Raw genomic sequence first — 23583 nt, 5'->3', positions numbered from 1 at the left:
GATGATCATCTCTCCCGGGATATTCTGATCCGGACCGACGGCCGATGCGCCTTCACGGCCGGGCGGCCGGGGAAACCGTCTCGGGTCCTAGCTTCCGAGGAAAGCCATTCTTGACCAGGCAGCCGGTCGTTGTCAAGAGCGGCGGGATGGCTCCCCGGCGAAAGGCCTCGCCTGCGGGTCGGCGCCGGACCGGCGGATCGCCGTCTCACGGCGGGCTTGCCCTGAAACGGGAGTTGAGTAAAATAGCAGAGAGTCGACAATATGCCAGCCATCCTCAGTCCCATCCGAACGAAGGAGGACGTCCTCTTCGAGGACAGCCTCCGGCCGAAGACGTTCGACGAGTTCGTCGGCCAGGACAAGGTCAAGGCCAACCTCAAGGTCTTCATCGAGGCGGCCAAGAAGCGCGACGAGCACCTTGACCACGTCCTCCTCTACGGACCGCCTGGGCTGGGCAAGACCAGCCTGGCCTACCTCATCGCCAGGGAGATGGGCGTCGGCATCAAGCCGACCTCCGGCCCGGTCATAGAGCGGGCCGGCGACCTCTCGGCCATCCTGACGAACATGCAGACCAAGGAAGTCCTGTTCATCGACGAGATCCACCGGCTGCAGCCCTCGGTCGAGGAGATCCTCTACTCGGCCATGGAGGACTTCAGCCTGGATATCGTCATCGGCCAGGGGCCGGGGGCGCGCAGTCACAAGCTCAAGATCAGGAAGTTCACCCTCATCGGCGCGACGACCCGGGCCGGCCGGATCACGGCCCCGCTGCGCGGCCGGTTCGGCATCATCCACCGCCTCGATTACTACCAGGACGAGGACCTCAAGAAGGTCATCCAGCGCTCGGCCAGGATCCTCAAGGTCAAGGTCGACGACGCCGGGGCCGGCGAGATCGCCCTGCGCTCGCGGGGCACGCCGCGCGTCGCCAACCGCCTCTTGCGCCGCGTCCGCGACTACGTCGACGTCAAGGGCGACGGCGTCATCACGGCCAGGGAGGCCCAGCGGGCCCTGGACATGATGGAGGTCGACGCCCTGGGGCTCGACGACGTCGACCGCAAGATCCTCTCGACCATCATCGAGAACTTCGGCGGCGGGCCTGTCGGCATCGGCACCATCGCCGCGGCCATCGACGAAGAGAAGGACACGATCGAGAGCATCTACGAGCCCTTCCTGATGCGGATCGGCTTCCTCGACCGGACCATCCGCGGCCGGGTCATCACCCCGAAGGCCTATGCCCACCTGGGCTACGAATACCGCGAGCCCGGCTCGCGCGGCAAGGCCCGGCCGTCCGGCCAGAAGAAGCTTTTCAGGGACTGATCCCAAACCGAGCGGCCATGACCTCCGGCAATCCCCTTCGCGTCTCGGATTACGACTACGATCTGCCGCCGGAGCTCATCGCCCAGCACCCCCTCCCCCATCGCGACGATTCGCGGATGATGATCGTGGACCGGCGCGCCGGCGCCATCCGGCACGGCCGGTTCCGCGAGTTCGCCGGATGCCTGGACGCTGGCGACCTGCTCGTTCTGAACGACACCAGGGTCCTGCCGGCCCGTCTCTGGGGCGCGAGCGGCGAGGCGAAGATCGAGTTCCTGTTCATCCGCGAGGCCGGTCCGGGGACCTGGGAGGTCCTGTGCCGGCCGGCGAAAAGGGTCCGCGACGGGAGCGCCGTCCGCTTCCCCGGGGGAGCAGCGGCCCGGGTGGCGGGGCGGGGGGAGGAAGGGCGGCGGCTCCTCGACTTCGGCCGGGCCGACGTCCGGGCCCTGCTCCGCGAGGCCGGCTATGCCCCCCTGCCGCCGTACATCAAGCGGGCCAGGCAGGACGAGGCCGCGAGAGCGGAGGACATCGACCGCTACCAGACTGTCTTCGCGAGGCGGGAAGGGGCCATCGCCGCCCCGACCGCGGGACTTCACTTCACGAAGGGCATATTGAAGGCCCTCGGGGACCGGGGCGTAGAGGTCCGGCGCGTCACCCTTGACGTCGGCCCGGCCACGTTCCAGCCGGTCCGGGCCGAGCTCGTCGCCGGCCACAGGATGCTCGAGGAAAGCTACGCCGTCGCTCCCGCCGTGGCCAGGGCGATCAATGCCGCCAGGCCGGAGGGCCGGCCGGTCACGGCCGTCGGCACGACGGTCGTCCGGACGCTCGAAAGCGCCTGGCAGGACGGCGCGGTCCGCCCGGGCCGCCGCTCGACGGCGCTTTTCATCACCCCCGGGTTCGAGTTCCATGTGGTCGACCGGCTGCTGACGAACTTCCACCTGCCCCAGTCGACCCTGCTGATGCTCGTCTCGGCCTTCGCCGGCTACGAGCTGGTCATGCGAGCCTATCGCCAGGCGGTCAGGGAGCGCTACCGCTTCTTCTCCTACGGCGACTGCATGCTTATCCTCTGAGCGGACGCCGGCAAAGCCCCGCTCCGGCCATGCGGCTCCGGCGGCTCCCCCCGACCGGCGCTTCCGGCCGGGCTCTTATCGACCGGCCCAAACGAGCTTCCGGCCGGGCTCGAGATCGACGGCCCGGGCCGCCGTCCCATAGCGGACGATCGCCGGGCTGCCCTTGCCGGACCGGATCTCGGCTCTCACGAGCCTCCCCGCCTTCCAGGTCATGTCGACCTCGAAGCCGCCGCGGGCCCTCAGGCCCGTCACCTCGCCGTTCGGCCAGGCTCCGGGCAAGGCCGGCAGGAGCTTCAGGACGTACCGGCCGCCCTCCTTGAGATGGCTCTGGAGGAGCATCTCGGCGATGCCGGCCGTGGCCCCGAAATTCCCGTCTATCTGGAAGGGCGGGTGGGCGCAGAAGAGGTTGGGATAGGTCCCGCCGGCGTTCGACATGTTGACTCCCGTCTGGTCGATCGGCCGGAGGAGGTTCCGGAGCAGCCGGTAGGCCCGGTCGCCGTCCCCGAGACGGGCCCAGAAATTGATCTTCCAGGCCAGCGACCAGCCCGTGCCGGTGTCCGTCCTCGCCTCCAGGCTCTTTCGCGCGGCGGCGGCCAGCCCGGGCGTTCTCTCCGGATCGATCTCGCTCCCGGGGTGGAGCATGAAGAGGTGAGAGACATGGCGGTGCGTGGGCTCGACCTCCTTGAACTCCTCCCGCCATTCCATCAGCCGGCCGTCCGATCCGATCCGCGGCCGGGCCAGCTTGCCGAGGGCGGCCTCGATCCTCGGCAGAAGAAGGTCCCTGTCCCCGAGGACGGCCGCGGCCGCGAGAACGCTGGTGAAGAGATCGCGGATGACCTCCTGGTCATGCGACGGCCCCATGCTCATCTGGGCCGTCGAGCCGTCCGGCGCGACGAACGAGTTCTCGGGAGAGGTCGCCGGCCCGGAAACCAGCTCGCCGGTGGCCGGGTCCGCGACCAGCCAATCGAGGTAGAACCGGGCCGAGCCCAGCATGATCGGATAGACCGCCTCCAGGTACTGCCGGTCCAGCGTGAACTGATAATGGTCCCAGAGGTCGTGGCAGAGCCAGCCGCCGGCCCCGACATGCAATCCCCAGCTCGGGTGCTCTCCCGGCGCGGTGAAGCCCCAGACGTTGGTGATCGGATGGACGCACCAGCCGGCGGCCCCGTATTGGACGGCGGCCGTCCGCTCGCCCGGCTTGACCAGGGAGCCGATGAGCCCTGTGAGCGGTCCGCTGCACTCGGCCAGGTTCGTCGGGTCGGCCGGCCAATAGTTCATCTGAACGTTGATGTCCGTGTGATAATCGCAGTTCCAGGGCGTCTGGATCTTGTTGGCCCAAAGCCCCTGCAGATTCGCCGGAAGCGACCCCTCGCGGGAGGAGGCGATCAGGAGATAGCGCCCGAACTGGAAATAGATCTCCTGCAGGCGCAGGTCGTCCGGGCGGTCCTCTTGTCCCCGCAGCCGCCGGTCCGTCGGGACCGCATCCGGGGCGCCGCCGGACAGGGCCAGGCGGACCCGGCCGAAGAGCCGGGCGTGATCCTCGACGTGCCGCCGGAGCAGGGACGCGTAGGGCCGGGAGGCGGCGCTCTCGAGCTCGGCCGCCGTCGCGGCCAGGGGGTCGGCCCCGCGATAACGGGGGTATTCGAGCTTGTGGCTGGTCGAGGCGGTCAGGATCAGGACGACGTCGTCGGCCCGGCTGACCTCCAGGGCGCCCTGTGAACAGGTCACGCGCCCGCCCCTGGCGACGGCCTTCAGCCGGGCGGCGTAACGGACCCCTTTGCCGCCCTTGCCGTCGGTCAGGACGCCGGTCATCAGCAGGTGGCCTTTTTCCGTCCGCGTCTCGCAGCGCTCCGGACGCGTCAGGGCCGCCTTGAAGCTCAGGGCGCCCTTCTTGTCGGCCGCGAGGCGCACCACCAGGGCCCGGTCGGGGAAGCTCGAGAAGACCTCGCGCCGATAGCGGACCCCGTCCTGGAGGTAGGATACGCTGACGATCCCGCGCTCGAGATCGAGCTCGCGGCGGTAATCTTCAAAGGCCGACGTCTTCCCGAAATCGAGCCCCAGGTCGCCCAGTGTCTGGAAACAGCCGAACGGCACCTCGGCGCCGTTGCCGTATCCGGAACCGGCGCCCCTGCAAACCTGCGTCCTGAGGGTCAGGTCCGTCGCCTCCCTGTACTTCCCGGCGAAGAGCAGCCGCCGGATCTCGCCGAGGGAGGCCGCGGCCCCGGGATTGTCGTTGTCATCCGGGCCGCCCGACCAGACGCCCTTCTCGTTAAGCTGCAGACGCTCCCGGTTCACGTCGCCGAAGACCATGGCCCCCAGGGAGCCGTTGCCCACGGGCAGGGCTTTGAGCCATTCCGGATCGTTCCGCCAGCCGTCCTTGACGTCCGGCACAGAGGCGTCGGCCGGCCGGTCGTACCAGAGCTTCACGGGGGCGCGGCCGGGCGCCCGGCCCCAGCAGCCGAATCCGAGCCCGATCAGGATCAGGACGCCTGCGCGCCAGGTTTTCAATCCAGCCTCCCGCCGTCCGTTCATGAGCTTCATCGTTCGACGGATTCGACCGCGCCCTTGAGCTTCACGGTCCCCTTGATGACCGGGTCGCTCCCGTCGAAACGGGCCTCGATGGCGACCGTGTGCCTGCCCTTCCCGAGCAGCGGCAGGCTCCGGCCGGCCGGGAGATCCTGGACCTTACGCCCCTTGTCGTCGTAGAGGATCATCCGGCCGGAGCCGTCCCAGACCAGGGATTGTCCCTTTTTCAGCGTGGCCGGGACCGTCACCGTGAAGAACCGGTCGACCTCGATCCCGACCTCCCGGGCCTGGGCGTCCGCCCCTCCCGTGAGCAGGAGATGGAGATGAAGAGGCTGATCCTCGCAGGCGTTCTCGAAGCTCAACTCCGATTGCGCCGGCTCGCCGGGCTGGAGGACCTTCCTGGCGTGCTCGAAAACGAACTTGTCGAAGCTCCGCATGGCCCAGCGCTTCTCCCCCGTTCTCTCCAGGTGAAAATCCCGCTCCGGGTCCTTGAGCCTGGCCCGCTGCTCCTCGCTGAAGACGCCCAGCTGCTTGGCTTCCTCCCAGGTCCTGATGGCCGCGATGATGGCGTCCGTATCGGGGTTCCTCTCGAAGGACTCGGGATCGGCGACGAAGGCGTAGCCGGCGCGATATCCGGCCGCCCGGGCCAGCATCCATTCGATGTCCTCGAGCCGCGTGTCGGGCGTCATGAGGAACCAGCCGAGCATGTTGGGCAGGTAGTTGCGCTCGAGGAACGGCTGGTGCCTGAACCTGTATTCCGACTGGCTCTCCCGGAAGCTCGCGTACCAGGGCTCGCCCCAATTGATGTAGCTGTTCATGTGCCAGTAGAAATGGCCGACGTTGCTCGAGCCGTTGACGACCAGGTGGTCGACCTGCGACTGGAAAGCCTCGACGAAGTGGTCGTGGCCGTAATCGCCCCGGCCGAGGTAGCAGGTCCCTTCGTGGCCGTCGAAGTCCATGTGCGAGACCCCGGTCTCGTTGAAGTAGGCAGCCAGGTTGCGGATGAGCTCCTCCTGCATGGGCCAATCGGGGAAGAGGGTCTTGTAGGGGTGGTCCATGAGCTTCCTGGCCGGCTGGCCCTTGGCATGGGCCGCCGCGGCCGTCCCGAAGGCCCCCCGGACGCAGTTCGTCAGGACGTACGGCCCGCTCCCGGTCACGTCCTGGTAGCGGACGATCTCGCCGCCGATGAGGACGCTGTTGAGGGTCGACTCCTGCCTGAAACAGTCCTCGCGGTCGACGGCGATCTCCGTCGCGGCCGGGTCGATGTCCTTCTGGAGGGCGGCGACGCCCGCGGCCATCAGCCCCTGGTTGGCCGGGGCCGTGACGAACGGGTCGTTCGTCGTGATGAAGTTCGTGAGCGTGTGCGAGCCGATGCGGATGCCCATGGCCCGGGCCTTGTCCACGCACCGCTTCATGCCGGCCCGGCCGTTGGGGAACAATTCCTCCAGCAGGTCGAAGTGGCCCCAGGTTCTGAACGGGCCGCTGTGGTAGAGCGAATAGAACCCCAGGCGGCGGGCGTATTCCAGCATCTCGTCGATGTTCTTCTCGCCGAAATCGGCGATCAGGTAGGGACGGCCCGTTACCCCCGAGGTTTTGATCCATTCGCCGTCGATCGTCGGATGCGGCAGGCCCTCGGCCAGCTCGATCCTGCCGATCAGGGGCAGGGCCGCGCCGGGCGTCGTCCCGAAGACGGCCAGGGCGGTCCCCTCCAGCCTGAACCCGGGCAGGGCCTTGACCGGAACGTTCCGGAATTGACGCCAGACGGTCATGACCCGGTCCCGGGCCTGGTTGACGCAGAAGGCCTGGAGGCTCGACCCGAAGGGCTCCGGCGTGGCCGTTGTCCGGCCCTCCGTCGTCCCTTCCTCGTTGACCAGCCGGCCGCCGCACGTCTTCGCGTTCAGGGCCTGGATGCCGATGGCGAAATCCCGGTCCCTCACGACCCCGACCACCTCGCCGATCGTCTCGCCGATCGTCGTCAGGACCGGTCCCCAGAGGACGGCGTCGATCTTCCCCTGGGGCGCGGCCTTGACCAGCTCGAACCGCAGGTAATCGGGTTTAGCGGCGGCCCGGACGACAAGCTCGATCCCGCCCCCGAACATGAAGGTCATCCTGTCCTTATCGGCCCGGACCGCGGCCGGGACGAGCTCGGCGCCGCCGGCGTCCTTGACCCGGACGAGATATCCGGGACGGCCTTCCGGGGCGTAATTCCGCCGGGTTTTCAGGTCGGCCAGCCTGACGATCTCCCCGCGGGCGTTGATCTCCATTTCGAAACGATCGGTCCTGAAGGCCTGCCGGGCCTGCGCCCCGGCGGCCAGGGAAAGGCCCAGGACGAGGGCCAAGATCGGCTTCTTTGCCAGGTTCATCCTTGCGAGCTCCTTGCCGGCCCGTTCGCTAGCGGGCCGTCGATCTCTCGAGTCGGCCGCCATGTTAACATAAACATCTCTCCTTGTGCGGTTCTCCAGGGCTTGAACTTCCCGCCTGTATTCAGTACGATGGCCCCCGCCAAGTACGGGGCTGCCTCTGTCATGCCGGAATCCATAGAAGATATTCTCGATTCGCTGACGCCCTTCCTGATCTCGGAGCTCAGGGCCCTCGGCTGCGCCGCGCCTTCCCCCGAGAGGGACGACCTGCTCCAGGAGATCCGCCTGAGGATCTGGCAGGTTCTCAGGGAGAACCAGGGGAAAAAAATTATTTTTTTCAACGCCTATGTAAAAAAGGTGGTTTTGTCTGTCTTTATCAATGAAGGACAGAAGACCAACCGTGAGAAAAAGATCTTCGACGCGGCCAAGACCGACGAGTCTCGCATCGATGGATACGGGCGGGCCCGGCCGGGAGCGATGGACATGCTGAAGGAGGTCGTTCGCGAATCGCTCGGGAGCGTCGGGGCCGCCAAGCGCCGGGTCCTCGAGCTTCGCCTCGAGGGATTCTCCTTCGAGGAGATCGCCCGGCTCCATTCCTGGTCCCTCCGGAGGGCCCAGAGCACCTATTATCGCGGCATCGCCGACTTGAAGGATATACTGGGAAAAAGGGGGATCGACCTTGAAGACTGACATGTCCGGGCTGATGGCGGCCTATTGGGCCTGCCTGGCGGAGAAAGGAGCCGAACCCGGCGCGGGATGCCCGGCTCCCGATGACCTGGTCCGGCTGGTCACCGATGAGGCGCGCCGGAAAGAGCGCTCGAGGCTCCTGGACCATGTCGCCGGCTGCCGCGACTGCGCCCTTCTCGTTCGATCGGCTCTCCGGCTCTCGGCCGAATTGGACGGCATCCTGGCCGACGCCCCTGCCCGTCGGACGCGGTTCGCCGGTGAAGGCGCGCGGTTGTCCGTCGGCCGGAGGGCCGCCGTCGCGGCCCTGGCGGGGCTGGCCGGGCTCGCCATCGTCACCTATTCGGTGATCCGGCTGACCGAGCGGCCCGTCATCCGGGGCGTCTCGGAGACCCAGGTCCGGCTCATCGTCCCCAAGAACGAGGCTTCGGTCGCCGCCGGCGAGATCGAGTTCAAATGGGAGCCCGCGCCCAGGGCCGTGCGCTATGTCGTGGAGATCTTCGACCAGTCCCTGCAAAAGACCTGGCAGAGCGACCCGGTCACGGAAACCCGCCTGAAGCTCCCCGAGGAGGCGCGGGACGCCGTTCCGGCGGGCCAGACATATTTCTGGAGGGTCACGGCCGTCCTGGAGGACGGACAGGAGCTGGCTTCGAAGCTGTCCGAGTTCTCGGTCCGGAAATAGCCCGCTAGAACCCGCCCGTCAGCACGTAGGGCGCCCAAAAAAAGGGATGCGAGAATCCCTTCTCCCGCATCGCCTTCTTCGCGGCCCGAACGGCCTCGGCCTCGCCCTGGCCGCCGAAATAGGCGTCGTAGAAGCTCTTCATGAAGGCGGCCCCGGCGTTGTCGTAGACCGGCCATAGCGTCGACAGGACCGACCGGGCGCCCATATAGAAGAAAACCCGCGGCAGGCCGAGGTTGCCCTCGTTCATGACGATCGTGCCCCTCCCCGTCTGGCAGGCGGACAGTACGACCAGGTCCGCGTTGGTCCCCAGGTTGTACATCTCGGAGACCTGGAGATAGCCGTCCTCCTCGTCGCCGTCCCCGGGCGCCAGCAGGAGCGCCGACCTCAAGGGGTTATTGTCGTCGGAGAAGGCATGGCAGGCCAGGTGGATGAGCCGGTAGGCCTTGAGATCGAGCCCCTTCAGCGCCTTCTCCGTCGCCTGCGGTCCCTCGTAGGCGTCGATCTTGCCCGGGCCGAGCCTCCGGGCCAGGTCGGCGATCTCCTCCCCGACGTGGGGCAGGGAGCCGATCTCGAAGCCCCGCCGGCCGTAGATGTCGTCGAGGATGGCGCTCGGCGAGAGAGGCGCCGCCTGCGCGCTGAGGCGGTTCGGACGCGGGTACTTCGAAACGCCGAACGCGAGCGCGCTCTTGGCGTATTGGACTTCCTGAGCCGTCCCGGGAAGCTCCAGCGACGAGGCGGAGGGCGCGTAGGAGACGGTGAAGCGGTCGTTGACATAGACCGGTTTCGCCGCCTCCGCCGCCGGCAGGGCCAGGGCCTCGAACGGCAGCCGGAAGAGCATCCCGTCTGGGATAACGATCAGCCGGTCCACCCGGGCCGGCAGGAACGGCTCCGCGGGCTCAAGCAGGGTTCTGTAAAGCCGCTTGGCCGCGGGGAGCCCCTTCCCCACGGGCATCGACGGGTCCTCGAGGAAGGCCAGATAACCCGTCAGGGCGTTCCTGATGCCGCGGGCCGGAGGCAGCTCGATGAGGCGCAGGGAATGCCTGGTGACGCAGAAAAGGACCGACGCCGACTCCCCCAGGAGGTACTCGAGGACGGCCGTGCGGTCGTCCAGGACCCGGCCCTGAAGGACATCGAGGGACATGGGCTTGGGAGACCTGATGGTCGGGTCGGCCGGGCCGTATCTGTCGAGGATCCCGGCGTCCAGCAGGTCGTCGAGCTGGATCAGCCTGGCCCTGATCCGCTCCCGCTTATCCCCGCCGAGGCCTCCCTGAGACAGCGACTTCAGCAGCCCGGTCCGTTCCCGGTTGAGCGCCGCCTCGTCTGGTCCCTCCGGCGCTCCCGCAGGGGGCGGCGGATTCCTGGACAGCCTGTCCCGGAACTCCCGGAAGGACCTGGCCCTCAGATACTCGGACAGGCGGAACATCTCGCGGTCATAGATGTCGCTGTTCTCCGTCCTGGACAGCTTGAGATAGAGGCCGATCAGGGCCTGAAAGGGCTTGAGGGTCGTCCCGATGAATTCGGCCCGCTGGATATCGCTGACGATGCCGGAGAACCCTTCGCCGACGATCTCAAGGGCATGCTCGTAGTTCTCGATGGCCTGGCCGTAGTCCCCGAGCGCTTCGGCGCAGCGGCCCAGGCCGAAAGCGGCGTCCGCCTTCAGGAGAGGGCTTCCGGTCCGTTCGGATATGGAACCAGTCTCCTCGAAATGCGTCCTGGCTTCGGGGACGTTTCCGGTCCGCAGCGACAAGCTCCCCGACAGGGCATGGATCTTGCCGGCGGTGAGGGACGGGGCGTTCGTTTTTATGGCCTCCCCGAGGGCGGGCGCGAGGATCCTCCGCGCCTCATCTGCGCGGCCCTGGTCGATATAAACGGCCGCCATTCCGGCCAGCGCGTCCAGGCGGAGAGGCCCGCCCCCCGGCACGCTCTTGAGTTCGAGGAAGGAACCGAAGCAGTCCAGGGCCCTCTGCAGGAAGTCATCGGACTGCAGACGCTTCCCCAGGCCGTAGAACAGGGTGCCAAGATTGAGGAGCACCGAAGAATCGAAAGCCCTCGTCGAGCCTTCTGGCAGGAGCGAAAAAGCGGCCAGAAGATAGTCTTTCGCCTTGACATAGTCCCCCAGGGAGCTGTACATCCCGGCGACGTTGTTCAAGCATCCGATCAGGTTCCCGTTGTCCGGGACATCTCTTGAATAATTCAGGGCATTCAGAAAGAAGCTGAGGGCCCGGGAATAATCGCTTCTCATGGCGTAATACGCGCCGACCTTATTTGCGGCCCGGGAGGCCTCGAGTTTGTACTTAAGTGTGGTCGCCAGTTCAAGGGCCCGTAAGTTGAGGTCAAGATATTTTGCTTGCCCGTCCTTTGAGGTCGTATAGTTGACGCTCCAGGATCCGGCGATCTTGAGCCGGTAGGGCCGGCCCGCGTCTGTTCCGGCCAGCCGAAAGGCTTCCTCGAATTTTGCGTTGGAGCCGGGGATGTCGCGCGAGCTCCGGAGGGCGAGAGCCCGAATGTAGGCTTGGATGATGGCCGATTCGGCCTTGAACTCGGCGTTTTCGGCCTTTAGCCCGTATTCGATTGCCCACTTTTGCGCGACGTGCGTGTTCTGAATGGCTTCCTCATTCCGGTCTACATACAGGAGGAGGTAGCCGAGTAAATGATAGATGCGGGCCCTTTCGGAGGTCCTCGCATCAGGCCGTAAGAGGCCTTCCTTGAAATAGGCGATGGCCTCTTCGTAGGCCCCTTTCTCGACCAGGGCCGCGCCTTCCGCCAGGAAGGCCGGTTCCGCCTCGCCGGACCCGACCCCAGGGCCGCTCTTGGGAAAGGCGAACAGACTGGTCCCGGCGATGACCAGGGCGGCGAGCGCCCGGATCCTCGGCTTGGGGATGAAAAATGCTATTTTTTGTATAAGCCTTCTCCGGTAATCCCGCCATTCTAGGCAAAAACGGCGTCACCGGCAAGCCGACCCCATTTAGCCCCTGGAAAAAATATTTTTTTGCGGCGACGAGAAAAGGCCCGGCCGAGTGTCTTTATCATCAGGAGAGATGCCAATATCCTCAGGAGGGAAGCCAATGAAAAAGAATGGAGTCGGACTTTTCCTGGTGCTCTTCGACGTGCTCTTTCTCGGGATCGTCTCGGGCGTCCAGCAGAACGACCCGCCGGCCGCGGCCGGGGCCATCGGTCCCCTCGTCGAGGTCCACGGGCCGGACATCGCCTTCGTGCCTTCGACGGCGAAGTACGTGACTTACGACGGCGTCGTCCGCAAGATCGCGAGGCTCGTTCCCGTGGCCGCCGGCCCGGTCCCGGAGAGATGCGATTGCCCGAACTGTTGCGACAACCGGTGCTACATCCTGATCTACAGCGGTCTCGGCGGCGGCAAGGTCGGCCCTTTGAGCCTTTACTATCTTTGGATTGATTGCTGATCCACGCGGCCGACTGAACTGCTAGCCGGGAAAGAGCCGTCGGGGCGTCCCCTGACGGCTGCGGCGCAGATCGCCTGCGGAGAGTGGAGGACTTTATCGTCATGAACGCGCTGAAGGTCAAGAACGTCAACGGGGCGGACGGCCCGGAATGCCGGTGCGGCTCATGGCTGGACCATTGGCTCAAGCACAGCGGCCAGCCCCTGCCGCGCTACTGCTCCGAGGTCAGCTGCTACCTGAGGCCGGAGGCCGGCGCGCCTGTCCAGAGGGACGGCGGCTCGGACGACCCCGCGTGGTACATCATCCCGGTCTGCCGCGGCCATGGCGCCAGGAGGGGCGAGTCGTTCAGGATCCACGACTCGATCAAGCTCGTTCCCGCGGAAATCGACGAGACCGGCGGCTGAAGGAGCCGCGCCGAGAACGGCGCCGCCTTTTGACAACAATTTTGCTTCTGAATTATCATGGCTCCTGATCGGACATGGACATCAACGCCCGGATCGCCAAGGCCGTCGAGGAACGCCGTTCCGATATCCTCGACCTGAGCCGCCGCATCCACGCCGATCCCGAGCTCGCCTTCGAGGAAGTGCGGACGTCGCGCCTGCTCCGGTCCCTGCTCAAGGCCGAGGGATTCGACCTGTCCCCCGCCTCGGAGGCCCTGCCGACCTCGTTCCGGGCCGTTCGCTCCCTGTCCGCGGACGGTCCCCGGGTGACCTTCACCGCCGAGATGGACGCCCTCCCCGGCCTGGGCCATGCCTGCGGCCACAACATCATCGGCACGGCCGGGGCCTACGCCGCCGTCGTCCTGAAATCCGCTTTCGCGGACGGCCTTGCCGGCACGATCGAGGTCGTCGCCACCCCGGCCGAGGAGCGCGGCAGCGGCAAGGTCCGCCTGATCCAGGACGGGGTCTTCGCCCGCTCCGATGTCGTCCTCCAGATCCATCCCCACATGCTGGACACGGTCATCTGCCAGGCCCTGGCCCGGCGCACCCTGGTCGTCGAGTTCTTCGGCAAGAAGGCCCACGCCGCCGCCGCGCCCCGGGAGGGCCGGAACGCGCTCGACGCCCTGGTCGCCTTCTACTACGCGGCCGCCCTGCCCCGGACGAAATTCGCGCCGGGAACGCTCTTCCACGGCATCATCGAATCGGGCGGCGACGTGCCGAACATCATCCCCGACTACGCCCGCGGCCGGTTCTCCCTGCGGGCCGACACCATGTCCGGGCTCGGGCGCCTGGTCTCCGAGGCCAGGGGCCTGGCCGAAAAGGCCGCCGCCGAGGCCGGCTGCCGGGTCAAAGTCGGCGAGCCCGGGCCGGGCGTCACGACCTTCCGCCGCAACCGCGCCCTCGAGGACGTCTTTTCGGAGCTCTTCGTCGAGCGCGGCCGCCCCGATCCGGCCAGGCTCCGGGAGTCCTACGGCTCGACCGACCTGGCCAACGTCTCCTGGGTAGCGCCGACCATCGAGCCGATGATCAAGGCCAGCGACTTCCCCATCCACACCGAGGGCTTCGCCCGGGACGCCGTCGGTCCCGGCGGCGAGAAAGCCCTCCTCGACGGCGTCTATTTCCTGGCCGCCGCGGCCGCCCGCATCCTGACCGAGCCGGGCCTCCTGGAGCGCGTCCGGGCGGATTTCCGGGCCGGGGCCGGGGACGCGCCGGAAGGGATCGCCTGAGGCGGCCACCCGGATGAAAAGCCTCTCCGCCTTCGAGGACCGGCCCGGCGGCCTGACCGTCATCGTCACGGACTCCGGCCTGGGCGGGCTTCTTATCTGCGCCGGGCTCGAGCGGCGCCTGCGCGGGACGGCCGGCCAGGGCCCCGTCCGCCTCGTCTACGTCAACGCCTGGCCGGACGCGAGTCGCGGCTACAACGACCTGCCGGACATGGGCGCCAGGGCCGCCGTCTTCGACCGGGCCCTGGCCGCGATGATGTCCTTCCGGCCGGACCTCATCCTGATCGCCTGCAACACGCTGTCGGTCGTCTACGAAGCGACCTCTTTCAGCCGGTTCCCGGCCGTCCCCGTGACCGGCATCCTCGACGAAGGGGCGGCCCTGTTCTCCGGGGAGCTCCTGCGCGACCCCGCCGGGGTGCTCGCCCTCGTCGGCACACGGACGACCATCGGCTCGGGCGAACATATCCGGCGGATGGCCCGCCGGGGCCTGGACCCGGGCCGCGTCGTCGCCGAGCCCTGCCACGGCCTGGCCGCGGCCATCGACAAGGATCCCGACTCGCCGGCGCTGCCGGGTCTCGTCGACGAATGCGTCCGCCGGTTCTCGCCCCGGATCCCCCCCGAAGCGCCCGTCTACGCCGGGCTGGCCTGCACGCACTACGCTTATGTCGCCGAGTCCTTCCGGGCCTCGCTGGGACGGTTGACCGGATCGAGGGTCGTCATCCTCGATCCGGGCGAGCGCCTCGTCGACGGCCTGACCGACGGCCTGGCCCGGCGCCCGGCCGGCTCCGGCTTACGGCCCGTTCCCGTCGAGGTCGTTTCCAAGGTCGAGCTGGCCGAGGCCCAGCGGCGGGCCGTGGCCCGGCGCCTCGGGCCCGTTTCGGCGGCCGCGGCCCAGGCCCTTCTCGATTACCGCTGCGAACCCGATCTCTTCCACGGAGAAACGTCATGAGGATCCTGCTGCTGACCGGCCCGGGCGGCGACGCCCAGGGCTGGGGAGACATGAAGGTCACCGAATCCATGCGCGCGGCCACCGAGTCGCTCGGCCACCCGGCCAGGGTCGCCTACGTCGCGGACGAAGCGGAGTTCTTCCGCCTCGTCGACAAGCCCGACTTCGACATCGTCTGGAGCGCCCTCTACCACATCACCCCGAACGAGGCCTTCATCGGCCGCAACGCCGCCGGCACCTGGGTCGCCGACGTCCTGGACGAGCGGCGCATCCCCTACATCGGCTCGAACAGCCGGACCATGCGGGCCATGATCGACAAGTTCGAGACCCACGAGATCCTGGCCGCGGCCGGCGTGGCCGTGCCGGCCCACGTCCTCCTCCACTCGGCCGACGATGCCTCGTCCGTCTCCTATCCGGCCTTCGTCAAGCCCATCTGCGAATCGCGCTCGGTCGGCATCTCCGACGAGAGCGTCGTTCACGACGAGATGGAGCTCCGCCGCCGCGTCGCCTTCGTCGAACAGGAGTTCGACGAGCCGGCCCTGGTCGAGGAGTTCCTGCCCGGCGACGAATACACGGCCCTCGTCATCGGCAACGGCAAGACGCGCGAGGTCCTGCCCGGCCTGGTCACGGTCGAGGACTCGCATTACCGGAATTACCGCATCCTCCGGAGCGACCTGCGGGGCGTCGGCCTGACCCGCATCGGCCTGGCCGGGGCCCGAACGGAAGAAGCGCGGCTCCTGGGCGACGCCGCCGCCGGGGCCATGGGCTGCCTGGATCACGTCCGCATCGACATGCGGGTCGACAGGACGGGGAAACTGCGCATCATCGAGGTCAACGGCATCCCCGGGCTCAAGCCCCACAAGAGCTGGGCGCCGCAGATCTATACCCTCTACCACGGCTCGCCCCAGGGCGAGGACGAGGATTACCGCGGGCTCATTCGGGCGATCATCGAGTCGGCCGGGAAGCGCTGCGGCCTGGCCTGAGCCGTCAGCGCGCCGCGGGCGCCAGGGGTTTCGTCAGCCACTCGCCGATGAGGCGCGTCAAGGCCGGACGGGCGGGGGCCGGATCTCCGGACATGAAGCGGGTCAGGGCGTCCCGCCACAGCTCCGCGTGCTGCAGGGTGGTGATGCGGTTCCGGAACATGGCCGCGCCCTTGCGCGGCTCCCTCTCCATCTCCTCGAGGATGCCCCGGACCTCTTTCTTGAATCCCTCCGGCCCGTAATAGGCGAGATAGGCTCGCCAGGCTTCGGCGACGCCGCGCGCCGAGGCGAGAGGAGCGGAGACGCGGCGGAGCGCCTCCCTGAACCTATTCTCCTCTCCCTTGCCGAGACGGCGAAGCCCCTGCGCGGTGATGCCATAGGGATGGATCTCGTAGCCGGCCAGACGGCCCGCCCGGATATCGAGTGAAAGGCAAAACCCGGTCCGGCGGTAATGGAGCTCGGGCGGCTGGAAAAAGGCGAAATTGCCCAGGCTGTAGGCGATGAGCCGGCCGCGGCGCGTCTCCAATCCCTGGGGAACGTGGGGGTGATGGCCGACAACGCAGTCGGCCCCGGCATCCGCAAGGGCCCGGAAGGCCGCGGCCACGTACGGCGGCGGGAAGGGTATGTATTCGAGGCCGGCGTGCCCGACGGCCAGGACGAAATCGCCCCGCTTCTTGGCCCTGCGGACCTCGCCGGCCAGCCGCTCGATCTCCCAGCCGCAGGCGCCGGGGCCGCCCGTCGAGGCCGTCAGGTCCTCGCCTTCGCCGAAATTGACTATCGTGATCCGGGCCCGGCCGGCCGTCAGCCGCAGCGGGGCCTCGGCCTCCTCGCGCGTCAGCCCGGCCCCGACCGTGCGGATGCCGCTCCGCTGGAGGACCCGGAGCGTCTCCTTGAAGCCGCTCAATCCGTAGTCGAAGACGTGGTTGTTGGCCAGGCAGGCCGCCTCGAACGGGACGGCGGCCAGTCCGGCGGCGTGGGCCGGCAGGCCCTTGAAGACCGCGCCGCTCTTCCAGACCGGCTCGCCGGCCGCGGTCAGGGCGCACTCGCAGTTGACGACGCGGAGATCGGCCCGGCGGAGGACCGGCAGCATGTCCCCATAGACGGCCAGGGGGTCCTTCGACACGATCGGCTCGAAGGCCCGGATCGGGGCCCAGTCGGCGGCGACGAGGAGCCTGACCATCCTACTTCGTGAGCTCCGCGATCCTCTTGGCGTGGCCGGAGATGATGGCGATGGTCGAGGCGTCGGCGTCATAGACCGAGTACCAGCCGGCCGGTTCGTGCGGCGGGTCGCCGACCCAGGGCTTGCCGCCCGGCCGGGCCTCGCCCGCCCAGGCCCAGAAGTTGTCGCCCATGGCCGGGCCGCCCGAGGCGATCGAGTCCTCGACCAGCTTGTAGAGGGCCGCGTAGTAGAGGTCCTTCGTCGTCGTCGTCGAGGCCGGGTCGTAGTTGTTGTGCTTAGTGGCCCAATCGCGGGCCAGGCCGAACTCCTCAAGGACCAGGGGCTTGCCCATGGCCTTCGTCTGATCGGCCAGCTTCTTGAAATATTCGATGGCCAGGGGCTCGGCTTTCGCCTTGTAGGTGGCCGGCCGCTTGGGGTCGTACCAATCCCAGTTCTGCGGCCAGATGTGGATGGTGACGTAGTCGATCCCGGGCGAGCTATGGGTCTTGACGAAGTCCTGGCCCTTCTCTTCAGGCGGCGCGCCCTCCGAGCCCGTCGTGACCATGTGGTTCGGGTCCAGCGAATGGATGTAGGCGGAGGTGTCGTCGATCCAGCCCTGGGGATAGCGGCGCGGCTCGTTGCCGAGCTCCCAGGAGAACACGGCCGGGTCGTCCCGGTACTTGAGGCCGGTGTAGGGGTTCGTCCGCCCGACGATCATGGCGATGTGGTCGCGGAACCAGTCCTGGCATTCGGGGTAGCCGTAGAACTTGGCCGAGTAATCGACGAACTTCGGATAATCGCCGGGATACGGGATGGGCGTCTTCTCGTGCCAGGAGACGTACTGGGCCATGCCGCCCGACCACTGCCAGAAGTTGTTGAGGACCATGACGGCGCGCTGGCCCCTTTTGCCCATCTCGGCCAGCAGGAAGTCGAGGCCGTCGAGGACGCTGCCGTCGTACTCCCCGGGCGAGGTCATCAGGGCCGGGACCATTCGGTAAGGCTCCGTGTTCGGCCCCTCGGAGGAAGCCATGACCCTCAGGTTGGTGACGCCGAGGTCGCGGAGACGGTCGAGCTCCCGCAGGAGCCGCGGCCGGTCGCCGCTCGGCCCGTCGACGGCCAGGTTCATGCCCTGCCAGAAGTTGGCCCCGACGAAATAGAAGGGCCTGCCCGACAGCATGAACTTGCCGTCCTTGACCGTGACAAAGGCGGCCGAGGCGGCCTGGGAGGCTTGCGGCCCGCCCTCGGCGGCGGTCCCCGCGGCCTTGTCGCCCCGGCAGCCCCAGGCGGCCAGGCTCAGCGTGAGGATCAGGAGGACGGTCTTGCGCATGATGCTCTCCCTCCGGGATGGGATGGAGGCATCATAGACCGCGGCCGCGGAGACTGTCAACCGGCCTTACCATTTGTGGAAGACGAAGAAGACGGCGGCCAGGATGAACCCGAAGCCGACGATGTAGTTCCACTTCAGGTCCTCCTTGAGGTAGAAGACCGAGAAGCCGGCGAAGACGAGCAGGGTGATGACTTCCTGGATCGTCTTGAGCTGGGCCGCCGAAAAATGCCGATGGCCGATGCGGTTCGCGGGGACCTGGAAGCAGTATTCCAGGAGGGCGATCGACCAGGAGACGAGAACGACCTTCCAGAGAGCGATGTTCTTGTACTTGAGATGCCCGTACCAGGCAAAGGTCATGAAGACGTTGGAGATGGTGAGCAGGGCGACTGTGGCCATGGCAGATAAATCGGGCGCCATGATACGCCTCCGGGAGGGGCCCGTCAACGGAACCGCGGCGGCGGCCTTGACACGGCGCGATCAGGAACTTACTATCGACATCCCGAATCCCCCGCCCACAGGAGGCGCATCATGACCGATCGACGCGGAGCCCGGATATTATGGCGGTGGATTCGCCCCGTCATCGCGCTGCTCCTGGCCGGCTGCGCCTCGGCGCCCCAGGGTCACGGGCCGGCGCGACCGGCGGGGCCCGCGCTCGTGCCGGCGCCCCTGAGCTTGAAGGCCGAGCCGGGCACTTTCGCCCTCGGACCCGGAACGAAGATCGTCGTCCTTGAAGGACAGGACGGTTTGACGCCCGTGGCCGCGTATCTCAAGGACATGCTGGGCCGGCCGGCCGGGCTCGATATCGCCGTCGTCGCCGCGCCGGCGACCTCGCCCGAGGCCGCAGCGCCGGCCGGGTCCATCGTCCTCCGGCTCGACGATCTTCAGGCCCGCGTCGGGGACGAAGGCTATCTCCTCGAGGTCAAGCCGGACAGGATCGAGATCAGGGCCGCGGCGCCGGCCGGCGCCTTCTACGGCGCGCAGACCCTTCGCCAGCTCCTGCCGGCGGCCATCGAGCGGCCGGCCGTTCCGGGCTCGGCGGCGGCGGCCGCGACGGCCTGGACCGTCCCCTGCGTCTCCGTCGAGGACCGGCCCCGGTTCGCCTGGCGCGGGGCCATGCTCGACTGCTCCCGGCACTTCTTCCCCAAGGACTTCGTCCTGCGCTGGATCGACATCCTGGCCAGCCATAAGCTCAACACCTTCCACTGGCACCTGACCGACGACCAGGGCTGGCGCATCGAGATCAAGAAATATCCGAAGCTGACCGAAGTCGGGGCCTGGCGGGTCGACCGCGAGGACAAGCACTGGAACGCCCGCGAACCCCAGAAGCCGGGCGAGGCCGCGACCTACGGAGGCTTCTATAGCCAGGTTGAGATCCGCGATGTCGTGGCCTACGCCGCGGCGCGCTTCATCACCGTCGTCCCCGAGATCGAGATGCCCGGCCACGCCATGGCGGCCTTGGCCGCATATCCCGGACTCTCGTGCACCGGCGGCCCGTTCACGGTCAAGCCGGGCGGCTACTGGCCCATCACCGACGTCTTCTGCCCCGGCAACGAGAAGACGTTCGGGTTCCTGGAGGACATGCTGACCGAGGTCGCCGCCCTTTTCCCCGGCCCCTTCGTCCACATCGGCGGAGACGAGGTCGATAAGACCGAGTGGAAGCGCTGCCCCAGGTGCCAGGCCCGGATGAAGGCCGAAGGCCTCAAGGACGAGCAGGAGCTCCAGAGCTACTTCACCCGGCGCATCGAACGGGTCCTCGAAGGCCTGGGCAAGCGCCTGGTCGGCTGGGACGAGATCCTCGAGGGCGGAATCGCCCCGCGGGCCACGGTCATGTCCTGGCGCGGCACGGAAGGCGGCATCGCCGCCGCCAAGGCCGGGCACGACGTCGTCATGTCGCCGACGACCCACTGCTACATTGATTATTATCAGGGCGATCCGGCGGTCGAGCCGCCCTCGATCGGCGGCTTCGTGCCGCTCTCCAAGGTCTATGCCTTCGACCCCGCGCCCGAGGCCCTGACCGAAGCCGAGGCCGCCCACATCCTCGGCGGCCAGGTCAATCTCTGGACCGAATATGTCCCGAACGGCCGGCACGCCGAGTACATGGCCCTGCCCCGGATCGCGGCCCTGGCCGAAGCGGTCTGGTCGCCGCAGGCCCGGCGCGACTGGCCGGATTTCGCGGCCCGGCTTGGCCGGCTCCTCCCCCGCTATGAGCAGGCCGGCCTGAACTTCGCCCGGAGCGCCTGGCTCGTCGACATCAGGACCGGGTCGCAGCGGGGCGGCACCCGGGCCGCCCTGACGCTCGCGACCGAGATCCCCGGGCTCGACATCCGCTACACGATGGACGGCGCCGATCCCGGCCCGGCGTCAAAGCTCTACAGGAAGCCGATCGTCCTCAAGAAGACGGCCAAGGTCCGGGCGGCGGCCTTCGACGGGGCCGAACAGGCGAGCCCGGCCGTGGCGTCCGAAGAGTTCGTCGCGCACGCCGCGCTCGGCCGCAAGCCGGCCCTGGCCTTGGCCTTCAGCCCCGAGCACGCGGCCGGCGGCGAGACCGGCCTGACCGACGGCCTCCTCGGCTCGCTCGATTCGGGCGACGGCCGCTGGCAGGGCTTCGAGGGAACGGACCTCGACGCGGTCATCGACCTGGGCGGCCGAAAAGCCGTCCGCTCGATCTCCCTGAGGGCCCTGCAGAACATCAACTCCTGGATCTTCCTGCCGGCGGCGGTCGAGTTCGCCGTCTCCGCGGACGGAAAGACATACGAGATCGTCGGCGAGGTCGCGAACGATATCTCGCCGCGCCTGGCCGAACCGACCATCAAGGAATTCGCGGCCCGGTTCGAGAAGCGCCCCGTCCGCCGTGTCCGGGTCCGGGCCCGGTCGATCGGCGCCGTCCCCGGCTGGCACTACGGCGCGGGCGGCAAGTCCTGGATCTTCGCCGACGAGATCGTCGTCGAATAGACGATCTCCTGGCCAGGACGCGTCTCGATCTCGATCATGCCCTGACGGGGCAGAGCGCCCGCCGGCTCCGCGCCGGAGACACGGACCTCGCGCCCGCCGAAGGGATCGGCCAGACGGAGCCGGCCCCCCGCCCTGGAGCGGACATGGAGCTCGACGACCCGGCCGGACGCCCATGACGCGTCGATCTCGAACCCGCCCCGGGCGCAAAGCCCCCTGAACCTCCCCCCGGCCCAGGCGGCCGGCAGAGCCGGCAGGACCTGGATGAAGCCCCGGTGGGACTGCAGGAGCATCTCCGCGATGCCGGCCGCGCCGCCGAAGTTCCCGTCGATCTGGAACGGCGGATGGGTGTCGAAGAGGTTCTTCATCGTGGACTGGCGCAGGAGCGTCAGCAGGTTCTGATAGGCGGTCTCGCCTTCGAGCAGCCGGGCGTAGAAGCTGACGATCCAGGCCCGGCTCCAGCCGGTCTGGCCGCCGCCGTGCGCGAGCCGCCGGGCGATCGTCCGCCTGGCCGCCTCGAAGAGCTCGGGCGTCTCCGGCGTGATCTGGGCCAGGGGGTAGAGGGCCAGCATGTGGGACATGTGCCGGTGCCCCGGCTCCGCTTCGTCGTAGTCCTTGATCCACTCCTGGAGGTTGCCGAACTTTCCGACCTGGAGGGGCGGCAGCCGCCGTTCGATCTCCTTCAGGCGGGCGGCGAAATCCGCGTCGACGCCCAGGATGCCGGCGGCCCGGATGCAGTTCTCGAACAGGGCCCGGGCGATCTCGACGTCGATCGTCGCGGCGTAGGTCAGCGACTCGGCCTTTTTCGTCGTCGGGTCGATGTAAGCGTTCTCGGGCGAATGCGCTGGCGCTGTGACCAGCCAGCCCTCCGGCGACGGGACAAGGAAATCGGCCACGAACTCGGCCGCGCCCTTCATGACAGGATAGGCCGCGTCGCGGAGGAAGGCCGTGTCGGCGCCGAACTCGTAGTGGTCCCAGAGCGGGAAGGTCAGCCACGGTCCGGCCATGGGCGAGACGCCCCAGACGCCGTCGGCGACGCCGGTCCGGCCGAAGGGGTCGGTCAGGTGGTGGAGGGTCCAGCCGCGGGCGCCGTAGGTCTTGCGGGCCGTCGCCGTCCCCGGGACGGTCAGGCGGCCGACGAAGCCGGCGAGCGGAGCGACGCATTCGGAGAGGTTGGCCACTTCGGCCGGCCAGTAGTTCATCTGCAGGTTGATATTGGTGTGGAAGTCGGAGTTCCAGGCCGCCTCGAAATCCTGGTTCCAGATGCCCTGGAGGTTGGCCGGGAGCGCGGCCGGCCGCCGCGACGAGCCCATGAGCAGGTAGCGGCCGTACTGGAAATAGAGCGCAACAAGGGCCGGGTCCTCGCCGCCCGCCTTGACCCGGGCCAGGCGCTCGTCGGCCGGGAGCGCGGCCGCCGCCGGCGAGCCGCCGAGGTCGAGAGCGACCCGGTCGTAGAGCGCGCGGTGCTCGGCGACATGCCGGGCCCGCAGCTGCCCGCCGGAACGCCTGCCTGCCCGGGCCAGGGTCGCGGCCGATCTCGCCTCCGGATCGAGGCCGGGATCGCAGGCGAGGAGGGCCGGGTCGTAGTCCGTGGCCGCGGCGAGAAGGATGGTCAGGCCCCGCGCGCCTTCGACCCTGAGCCCCTCCCCCGCCGGGCTGACCCGGCCGCCGTCGGCGAGGACCTCGAGCGCGGCCGCGAAGCGCATATGGGCGCCGCCGGGGCCGGTCAGCGGATCGGGCTTGTCCATGATCCGGCCTGACATCACGAGCCTGTTCCAGCCGACCGCCTTCGTGACGGCGTCCCTGGACCGCGCCAGGCGGATCGAGCCCGTCATCCGCGCCCCGCGGCCGGCCGTGATCCGCACGGACAGGACGTCGTCCGCGGCCGAGGAAAAGACCTCCCGCTCGATCCTCGCCCCTTCCGGCGTTTCGCAGACGACGGAGGCGACGCCGTCCCGGAGATCCAGAGCCCGCTCGTATCCGGAACCGGCCCGGACGCCATCCAGGTCGATGAGCAGGTCGCCGAGGGGCTGGTAGGACCGGATGCGCGGCGGCGTGCCCAGCAGATGCTTTTCGGCCAGGGCCGAGGCCTCGGCATAACGCCCTTCGAACAGGGCCCGGCGGATCAGGGGCAGGTTCTCGAGCGCCCCGGGGTTGTTGTTGTCGACGGGGCTCCCCGCCCAGACCGTCTCCTCGTTGAGCTGGAGCCTCTCGTGGTCCGGACAGCCGAAGACCATCGCTCCGAGCCGGCCGTTCCCGACCGGCAGGGCCTCGTTCCAGTCGGCGGCCGGCTGGCGGTACCAGAGCCGGTCCTGCCCGCGGGCAACCGCCCGCCCGGCCGGAACGGGCCGGTCGGCGGAGCAGGTCCCGAGGCCCAGGAGGGCGGCCAGGAGGAAGGCCGCGAACGCGGGAGGGACGGCCCCCCGGAGGGCGGATCGCCGCGGCCGTCCGCGGCGGAGGTTAACGGGCCGGGCTCTCATTGGGCCCTTATAGCCCGGGGTCGGGGGAGCTGTCAA

General features: G+C 68.3%; 17 protein-coding genes. 10 read left to right on the top strand and 7 right to left on the bottom strand.

All coding sequences use genetic code 11. The features are described 5' to 3' along the window. The first annotated feature begins 261 nt into the window (after positions 1–261). Positions 262–1311, top strand: coding sequence for a Holliday junction branch migration DNA helicase RuvB (gene ruvB, locus ABFD52_04120; protein ID MEN6559944.1), 1050 nt, complete (start codon positions 262–264; stop codon positions 1309–1311). 17 nt (positions 1312–1328) lie between these two features. Continuing rightward, positions 1329–2378 carry a tRNA preQ1(34) S-adenosylmethionine ribosyltransferase-isomerase QueA gene (queA, locus tag ABFD52_04115; GenBank protein MEN6559943.1) on the top strand — a complete coding sequence of 350 codons (1050 nt, stop codon included), beginning with the start codon at positions 1329–1331 and terminating at the stop codon, positions 2376–2378. A 75-nt stretch (positions 2379–2453) separates the two neighbouring features. Here the strand turns inward: queA and ABFD52_04110 are convergent, their stop codons facing one another. Together ABFD52_04110 and ABFD52_04105 are read right to left on the bottom strand one after the other, a co-directional pair. Beyond that, the gene (locus ABFD52_04110; GenBank protein MEN6559942.1) at positions 2454–4886 is read right to left on the bottom strand and encodes a glycoside hydrolase family 95 protein; all 2433 of its coding nucleotides are present in this window, start codon (positions 4884–4886) and stop codon (positions 2454–2456) included. Positions 4887–4915: 29 nt separating this feature from the next. Beyond that, complete coding sequence (locus ABFD52_04105) at positions 4916–7267, bottom strand: hypothetical protein (protein MEN6559941.1); 2352 nt, start codon at positions 7265–7267, stop codon at positions 4916–4918. A gap of 162 nt (positions 7268–7429) precedes the next feature. Here ABFD52_04105 and ABFD52_04100 point away from each other — a divergent pair, with 162 nt between their 5' ends. Continuing rightward, positions 7430–7954 (top strand): sigma-70 family RNA polymerase sigma factor, encoded by a 525-nt coding sequence (locus tag ABFD52_04100; GenBank protein MEN6559940.1) that lies wholly within the window; start codon positions 7430–7432, stop codon positions 7952–7954. Position 7955: 1 nt separating this feature from the next. Beyond that, positions 7956–8630, top strand: a complete 675-nt coding sequence (locus ABFD52_04095; GenBank protein ID MEN6559939.1) for a hypothetical protein — start codon at positions 7956–7958, stop codon at positions 8628–8630. Between the two features lie 4 nt (positions 8631–8634). Here ABFD52_04095 and ABFD52_04090 read toward each other — a convergent pair whose 3' ends face one another. Then, complete coding sequence (locus tag ABFD52_04090) at positions 8635–10779, bottom strand: CHAT domain-containing tetratricopeptide repeat protein (protein MEN6559938.1); 2145 nt, start codon at positions 10777–10779, stop codon at positions 8635–8637. Positions 10780–11695: 916 nt separating this feature from the next. Here ABFD52_04090 and ABFD52_04085 point away from each other — a divergent pair. The 5 genes from ABFD52_04085 (at position 11696) to ABFD52_04065 (ending at position 15635) form a co-directional block, all read left to right on the top strand. After that, complete coding sequence (locus ABFD52_04085; GenBank protein ID MEN6559937.1) at positions 11696–12046, top strand: hypothetical protein; 351 nt, start codon at positions 11696–11698, stop codon at positions 12044–12046. Positions 12047–12147: 101 nt separating this feature from the next. Further along, a complete protein-coding gene (locus ABFD52_04080; GenBank protein MEN6559936.1) occupies positions 12148–12447 on the top strand; it encodes a hypothetical protein in 300 nt (99 codons plus the stop codon). Between the two features lie 74 nt (positions 12448–12521). Continuing rightward, positions 12522–13709 carry a M20 family metallopeptidase gene (locus ABFD52_04075; protein ID MEN6559935.1) on the top strand — a complete coding sequence of 396 codons (1188 nt, stop codon included), beginning with the start codon at positions 12522–12524 and terminating at the stop codon, positions 13707–13709. Between the two features lie 13 nt (positions 13710–13722). Beyond that, positions 13723–14655, top strand: coding sequence for an aspartate/glutamate racemase family protein (locus ABFD52_04070; protein MEN6559934.1), 933 nt, complete (start codon positions 13723–13725; stop codon positions 14653–14655). Then, the gene (locus ABFD52_04065) at positions 14652–15635 is read left to right on the top strand and encodes a hypothetical protein (GenBank protein MEN6559933.1); all 984 of its coding nucleotides are present in this window, start codon (positions 14652–14654) and stop codon (positions 15633–15635) included. Before ABFD52_04070 ends, ABFD52_04065 begins: the two co-directional genes overlap by 4 nt. Before the next feature lie 4 nt (positions 15636–15639). Here ABFD52_04065 and ABFD52_04060 read toward each other — a convergent pair whose 3' ends face one another. The 3 genes from ABFD52_04060 to ABFD52_04050 all read right to left on the bottom strand — a co-directional run bounded on the left by ABFD52_04060 (position 15640) and on the right by ABFD52_04050 (position 18514). Next, on the bottom strand, positions 15640–16812 hold the full coding sequence (locus ABFD52_04060; GenBank protein ID MEN6559932.1) for a CapA family protein: 1173 nt from the start codon (positions 16810–16812) through the stop codon (positions 15640–15642). Between the two features lies 1 nt (position 16813). Beyond that, positions 16814–18118, bottom strand: coding sequence for a mannanase (locus ABFD52_04055; protein MEN6559931.1), 1305 nt, complete (start codon positions 18116–18118; stop codon positions 16814–16816). A gap of 66 nt (positions 18119–18184) precedes the next feature. Next, the gene (locus tag ABFD52_04050) at positions 18185–18514 is read right to left on the bottom strand and encodes a DMT family protein (protein ID MEN6559930.1); all 330 of its coding nucleotides are present in this window, start codon (positions 18512–18514) and stop codon (positions 18185–18187) included. A gap of 132 nt (positions 18515–18646) precedes the next feature. Here ABFD52_04050 and ABFD52_04045 point away from each other — a divergent pair, with 132 nt between their 5' ends. Continuing rightward, positions 18647–21070 (top strand): family 20 glycosylhydrolase, encoded by a 2424-nt coding sequence (locus tag ABFD52_04045; GenBank protein MEN6559929.1) that lies wholly within the window; start codon positions 18647–18649, stop codon positions 21068–21070. Here the strand turns inward: ABFD52_04045 and ABFD52_04040 are convergent. Beyond that, positions 21016–23547 (bottom strand): glycoside hydrolase family 95 protein, encoded by a 2532-nt coding sequence (locus tag ABFD52_04040; GenBank protein MEN6559928.1) that lies wholly within the window; start codon positions 23545–23547, stop codon positions 21016–21018. The two genes, ABFD52_04045 and ABFD52_04040, sit on opposite strands and share 55 nt — an antisense overlap. Positions 23548–23583 lie beyond the last annotated feature (36 nt).

Source organism: Acidobacteriota bacterium (assembly GCA_039683095.1).
Taxonomy (GTDB): domain Bacteria; phylum Acidobacteriota; class Aminicenantia; order Aminicenantales; family Saccharicenantaceae; genus RBG-16-66-30.
This window is presented reverse-complemented; position numbering and strand designations above follow the sequence as displayed.

Coding starts and splice junctions, on each gene's coding strand:
- ruvB (MEN6559944.1), top strand. CDS start 262: ATGCCAGCCATCCTCAGTCCCATCCGAACGAAGGAGGACGTCCTCTTC.
- queA (MEN6559943.1), top strand. CDS start 1,329: ATGACCTCCGGCAATCCCCTTCGCGTCTCGGATTACGACTACGATCTG.
- ABFD52_04105 (MEN6559941.1), bottom strand. CDS start 7,267: ATGAACCTGGCAAAGAAGCCGATCTTGGCCCTCGTCCTGGGCCTTTCC.
- ABFD52_04100 (MEN6559940.1), top strand. CDS start 7,430: ATGCCGGAATCCATAGAAGATATTCTCGATTCGCTGACGCCCTTCCTG.
- ABFD52_04095 (MEN6559939.1), top strand. CDS start 7,956: ATGTCCGGGCTGATGGCGGCCTATTGGGCCTGCCTGGCGGAGAAAGGA.
- ABFD52_04085 (MEN6559937.1), top strand. CDS start 11,696: ATGAAAAAGAATGGAGTCGGACTTTTCCTGGTGCTCTTCGACGTGCTC.
- ABFD52_04080 (MEN6559936.1), top strand. CDS start 12,148: ATGAACGCGCTGAAGGTCAAGAACGTCAACGGGGCGGACGGCCCGGAA.
- ABFD52_04075 (MEN6559935.1), top strand. CDS start 12,522: ATGGACATCAACGCCCGGATCGCCAAGGCCGTCGAGGAACGCCGTTCC.
- ABFD52_04070 (MEN6559934.1), top strand. CDS start 13,723: ATGAAAAGCCTCTCCGCCTTCGAGGACCGGCCCGGCGGCCTGACCGTC.
- ABFD52_04065 (MEN6559933.1), top strand. CDS start 14,652: ATGAGGATCCTGCTGCTGACCGGCCCGGGCGGCGACGCCCAGGGCTGG.
- ABFD52_04060 (MEN6559932.1), bottom strand. CDS start 16,812: ATGGTCAGGCTCCTCGTCGCCGCCGACTGGGCCCCGATCCGGGCCTTC.
- ABFD52_04055 (MEN6559931.1), bottom strand. CDS start 18,118: ATGCGCAAGACCGTCCTCCTGATCCTCACGCTGAGCCTGGCCGCCTGG.
- ABFD52_04050 (MEN6559930.1), bottom strand. CDS start 18,514: ATGGCCACAGTCGCCCTGCTCACCATCTCCAACGTCTTCATGACCTTT.
- ABFD52_04045 (MEN6559929.1), top strand. CDS start 18,647: ATGACCGATCGACGCGGAGCCCGGATATTATGGCGGTGGATTCGCCCC.
- ABFD52_04040 (MEN6559928.1), bottom strand. CDS start 23,547: ATGAGAGCCCGGCCCGTTAACCTCCGCCGCGGACGGCCGCGGCGATCC.